Origin of the sequence: Cohnella suwonensis, assembly GCF_042655365.1 — a bacterium.
In the GTDB taxonomy this organism is placed as follows: Bacteria; Bacillota; Bacilli; order Paenibacillales; family Paenibacillaceae; genus Cohnella; species Cohnella suwonensis.
Genome location: NZ_JBHSMH010000086.1, coordinates 1 through 5,010, shown reverse-complemented (window position 1 = coordinate 5,010; position 5,010 = coordinate 1). Strand labels below are relative to the sequence as shown.

Below are 5,010 nucleotides of genomic sequence, written 5' to 3'. Positions count from 1 at the left end.
AAAAGGCGACTTTTCATCCAATAAATGGGATGAAAAGTCGTCTTTTCGTTTAATCATTATTTCTTACTTCGAAAAATCGTAAGTTCTTCAGTGGCCTCCATCGATCGCGAGGGGGTTCGCTCTATCCGTATTTCGTGAATTACAGGCTTTCGTCCGTAACGCCTTCTTCGATCGCGCCTTCGTCGAGCAGACTTTCGTCGAGCGAGCCGTCGTCGAAGTCTTCCAGACCCGCGCCGAACATGCCGCCCGTCAATTCCTCCAGCTCATCCATCGTAATGACGTTGTCGCCGCTCGGGATTTCGTTCTCGAACTTCACTTCTTTGTTGATGTTCGACATTTCGGATACGACGCGAAGCGTCACGCCGCCCGTCAATTCTTCGGATTCGACGTTCGCTGCGATCGTCGCGTCCGTGTAGATCGGGAATTCGTTCTTGTCGATGCCGATGTTCGCTTTGATATCGAGTTTCTTCAGTTCTTTCTTCATTTCCGCCAAGCCGTCTTTGATCTCGCCTTTGTCCGCGTCGGCGAGTTCTTTCTTCGCCGTGTCCAGATCTTCTTGCGTAATTTGGAAGAGCTTGCGGTATTCTTCGTTCTTGGACAGCAAGTCGATCACTTCCGGAGCGATCTTCTCGATGACCGTGTTCACGAACGGCTCGATCTGGGTTTGATCGACGTGGAATTGCACCACTTGTTTCGCGTCGACGCTATCCGGAATGCCGGCGTCTTCCGCTTTAATGTCGGACAAATATTGCTTCTCGTCGATATGTTTGAAGATGATGCCCATCAGATCGTTGCTGAACTGCTGCGACTTGCCGATATCCATGCTCGGCATTTCTTGACCCGCGTCTTCCGCGAGTTTCTTCAGGTCGAGCTCGACGAACTTGCCGATGATGTCTTCCGGAATCGGGAGCATCGGAATGTTCGGCACCTTCACCCATACTTTCTCTTGGGTCATGATGATCGGCACGTTAAACGTGATCGCCAGGTCGCCTTTAAGCGCAAGCTGCAAGTTCAATTCGAGCGTCATCGGATCGCTCTTGTACGCGCCCGTCCAGCTCATCTCGGCGTTCTTCAACATGTTAACGCCTTGAGCGGCGCCTTCCTCGGCCATCGCGTCTTCCGGAATGTCGAGATCTTCGATCTTCAGGCTTCCTTTGAAATTATACGACTTTATCTCCGAGGATTTCGTCATCGAAGCCTGGAGCGCGTCTTTCGGAGATTTGCTCTTCGTGCAACCGCTCAGCACGAGCACAACCGACAACAACACCGCTACGATCGCGAAACCCATTTTACGATTAAACAAAGTACTTTAACCCCTTCCTGTATCTTTCCCTTTTAGTCAATGAAACATAGTTCATTGTATCTTAATTTCGCGGTCGCGAAAAGACTTTTCGTGTTAAAGAATTGTTAAAAAGAGAGAGATGCCGGAATTGCTGTTAATGAATGTCTTTCTTCTTGAATCTGCCGCCTTTGACGTCGTGGATGTTGCCGACCGCCAGGAATGCCGACGGGTCAAGTTCGTTCACGATCGTCTTCAGCTTCGTTTCCTCCAGACGGGTAATGACGACGAAGATCACTTTCTTCTGTTCGCCGGAATAGCCGCCCTCGCCGTGCAACAGCGTCACGCCGCGTCCCAACCGAGCCGAGATCGCGTCACCGATATCTTTGTAGTGGTCGCTGATTATCCAGCAGGATTTCGATTCGTCGAAGCCTTCGAGCGTCAGATCGATCACTTTGAACGCGATATAGTAGGCGATCAACGAAAACATCGCGCGATCCCAACTATAGACGAAGCCCGCGCTTCCGAGAATGAAGAAGTTGATGAACATGACCGTCTCGCCGACCGAGAAAGGCAGCTTCCGGTTAAGAAGGATCGCGACGATCTCTGTGCCGTCGAGCGAGCCCCCCGCCCGAATGACGATACCCGTGCCCGCGCCAAGGAAAATACCCCCGAATACCGCCGCCAAGAAGACGTCGTCCGTAAAAGGTTGAACCGGGTGAAGCAAAGTGGTGGCGATCGAAAGGGTAATGACGCCGAGCAAAGTGGATAGCGCGAAAGTTTTGCCGATAGTCCGATAACCGATGATCAAGAAGGGAAGGTTGAGTACGAAGAGGAAGATACCTATTTTAGCGCCGGACAAGTGCGAGGACATGATGGAAATGCCTGTAATGCCGCCGTCGATGATGGAGTTGTTGATGAGGAAGATTTCCAGCGCGACGGCGACAAGCACCGCGCCGATGACGATGAATAGGATTCGCCTTGCGACTTCCCATGGACTTTGCTTGTTATGGAGCTTGTTCGCGACGCCAGGCGGGGCTAGAGTGTTTTCTTTGATCATGTAGGGTCCTCCTTCATGTGCGATAACTCCATTATACCAATATACTTACAGGGGGTAAACCAATGGGAGAATACGACTAGTCTGCGCATGCAAAAGAATCCCGGCTCTCCGCCGGGATTCTAGGTATACGGGTCTAGCGCCCGAGTAGGCGACCGAGCGGTGATCAGCCCTCCCCGTTATTGTGCCTCGTATGGTTCCGATTCTTGATCTTCTTGGATCCGTTCAGCGGCGCGATCGGCTCTTGCTCGACCGTCGAATGGCGGGAGCCGTGCTCCTCTTCCGGGTTAGGTACCGGCTGCGACTTCGGTTTGCTCATGCTTCGCGAGTCCTCCTACGATTTATAATGCTTTTGATCGGTCGGCTTATCGTGGTTAAGCGCGTCCTGATGGCGGCGATCGTTCGTTTTCTGCTGCAATTGCTTCGCGTGCTGCGAGTTCACCGGATTTTGCTCCAGATCTTCTACGACGTTGCTTAAATTCTTATCTGCGAACCCGTTAGAATCGGACACTTCCGTGGCCTCCTTCAAGAATGCGTATAATGATGCAGCGCTTGCGCGGTTTCGTGCAGATGGCGCCTGTAGTCGCCGATCAACCCCTGGATGACGTCGTTTCTCTCGTCCACCGTCTGCCCGTCTTTCTCCACGTCGGTCAATTGAATATCGATTTCCCGACTGTCGACGTAACGAATCGCGAAGTCGAATTCCATCTTCTGATGGCCGGCCGTCTTGATCGTCACGTTAAGCGCGCGGGGATCTACCCCATCGATTCGCACTTCGGCTTGATCGCCCCCGCGAAGCCACTCCGGCAGCGCGTTCTGCCACGCCTCCGCCAAGCCGTCCTGAGGAACGTTAAATTCGTTGTTGCTTGCCATATGATGCACCTCCGCTTCGTTAGGTTGACCCATTGGGACGTTCTTATTCGCGTTTGCCCGCTGGCCATATGGACGCAGAAAAGCCGACCCCGGAGGGTCGGCTTCGACGATGCATATTCATCCTTGATTTCTTCTGCTTCTTTGTTTATTTGCATTCGAACCCTTATTCGGGTCGCGGTAATTGTTCTTAACCATTTCTCTAATTGCCGATAAGGAGTCCGATTTGGGCCTTGGAAATAGACTTTTTACGACGAAATAGGCCATCGTGCTAATTTGGCCGTACATGCCGAGAAAAAAGATTTGAACGGTCCATTTAGGAAACACCATTGCCCCTTCGCCGATCTTGAGAAATGCGCGATTGCCTACATATAATTCGTATCCGAGAAAAATGCCTAATCCGATAGCCACCCCTGTCCGCAATCTCCGCTCCGACTTCTCTTGGGTCATCCAAAGCGCGTGCGTCTTTCGCTCGATATCCCTACGCTCGTCATCTTCTTCCAAAATGCGTTGACGCTCAAAGTGCTCCGGACTTAACTCTCCTAAATTTCCGCGGGGAGAAGAACCTAATGCAGGCGTTAAGCCTGCCCCCAGAGCAAGATTTAATTCATCCGCGGTGATCGAACCCGCCTGAAACGAATTTCCGGAAGTACCCGGCGCTACTTTTGGCGAAGGTTCTTGAAGTTCACGATTGATTTCATCGGTCGGCCTCATTTTATGATTCCCAGAGATTTAAGTCGTATTTTCATGGCAATCTCCGAAACCTCAAATGTTTTAGCCATTTCTTCGACGCTGTCGGCAAAGAGCCATTCGAACTCTATTGCGTCTTTGGGCATTAATAACGCCGCGGCGAAACGATTCGCCTCCGCTTCCCGATTCGCAACTTCCGCCGGTAAAGGCATCGTAGAGTTATTCGTCCTGTATAAGCTCACGGAGTTATCTAAAAAGTTCCCGTCTTCATCCGTCATGTGCAAAAATAAATGACCGAGTTCATGGGCGATCGTGAATTTTTGTCTGGCGGGCGGCTCATTCCTATTTATGTAGATGGTCACGTTATCGTCTTGTTTTGAAATAATACCCGAAATATCATTCCCATTAAAGTTATGCTCGATTACCTTAACGCCCTCGCCCTTCGTTATTATCAAAGGATTTATGGGATAATCATGCATCAGGTCATATTTATTCAACTCTTTGGTTGCCTTGCCTTCAGGGTCTGGACGATTAAATGCGGCACGGGCATGATTCAATACGGACATACTTTTCGCCAGCCTTTCTTTGACATGACTAAAATATATAATTTGAGCCATACCCTCCACCTCCGTATCTTTACAGTATTTCTATCCTGAGATAAAAATACCCCGTAAAAATAAGGCTGAGGCATACACCCGTTAGCTAATTTTACCATGATGTAAAGAAAAGGACAATCACTTCATACGAACGCTTGATCCCCATTTTCGATCCGCTCGGCTCTTCCTTTTTTGCTTAACCGTTCTAAAGTCAACAAAAAAACCATCGGCAATTACCGATGACCTCGACTTTCGTGATTAAAGGGGTAATAAACAGTGGCGGAGAGAGTGGGATTCGCTCCGTCGCAGCGTGGCCGTACTGAATCGTACGGCCACGACAATAGCGACTATCACGCCGGGGCCTACGAACATGCCTTATAGCATGTTCGCTTAACGGCCCGTTCTCATCCCACTTCGCCATACCAAGCAAAAACGCCTTCGGCGTCCTCTGGGCGCTGAAGAAGCTTTGCGGAGACGATTCAGAAATGGATAAGCGTGAAACTTATACATTCTGGTAG

At 50.3% G+C, this 5,010-nt stretch carries 7 protein-coding genes; all 7 read right to left on the bottom strand.

Translation table 11 applies throughout. From position 1 onward, the window contains the following. Window positions 1-139 precede the first annotated feature (139 nt). The 7 genes from ACFPPD_RS20385 to ACFPPD_RS20355 all read right to left on the bottom strand — a co-directional run bounded on the left by ACFPPD_RS20385 (window position 140) and on the right by ACFPPD_RS20355 (window position 4,513). Window positions 140-1,303 (bottom strand): hypothetical protein, encoded by a 1,164-nt coding sequence (locus tag ACFPPD_RS20385; RefSeq protein ID WP_209752060.1) that lies wholly within the window; start codon window positions 1,301-1,303, stop codon window positions 140-142. A 133-nt stretch (window positions 1,304-1,436) separates the two neighbouring features. After that, window positions 1,437-2,339, bottom strand: coding sequence for a YitT family protein (locus tag ACFPPD_RS20380; RefSeq protein ID WP_209752063.1), 903 nt, complete (start codon window positions 2,337-2,339; stop codon window positions 1,437-1,439). A gap of 163 nt (window positions 2,340-2,502) precedes the next feature. After that, window positions 2,503-2,655, bottom strand: a complete 153-nt coding sequence (locus tag ACFPPD_RS20375) for a small acid-soluble spore protein P (RefSeq protein WP_209752065.1) — start codon at window positions 2,653-2,655, stop codon at window positions 2,503-2,505. A 15-nt stretch (window positions 2,656-2,670) separates the two neighbouring features. Beyond that, window positions 2,671-2,847, bottom strand: coding sequence for a hypothetical protein (locus tag ACFPPD_RS20370; RefSeq protein WP_209752067.1), 177 nt, complete (start codon window positions 2,845-2,847; stop codon window positions 2,671-2,673). Window positions 2,848-2,861: 14 nt separating this feature from the next. Beyond that, complete coding sequence (locus ACFPPD_RS20365) at window positions 2,862-3,209, bottom strand: hypothetical protein (RefSeq protein WP_209752068.1); 348 nt, start codon at window positions 3,207-3,209, stop codon at window positions 2,862-2,864. Between the two features lie 117 nt (window positions 3,210-3,326). Further along, on the bottom strand, window positions 3,327-3,920 hold the full coding sequence (locus ACFPPD_RS20360) for a hypothetical protein (protein ID WP_209752070.1): 594 nt from the start codon (window positions 3,918-3,920) through the stop codon (window positions 3,327-3,329). Further along, window positions 3,917-4,513 (bottom strand): ImmA/IrrE family metallo-endopeptidase, encoded by a 597-nt coding sequence (locus tag ACFPPD_RS20355; RefSeq protein ID WP_209752072.1) that lies wholly within the window; start codon window positions 4,511-4,513, stop codon window positions 3,917-3,919. Before ACFPPD_RS20355 ends, ACFPPD_RS20360 begins: the two co-directional genes overlap by 4 nt. Between the last annotated feature and the right edge of the window lie 497 nt (window positions 4,514-5,010).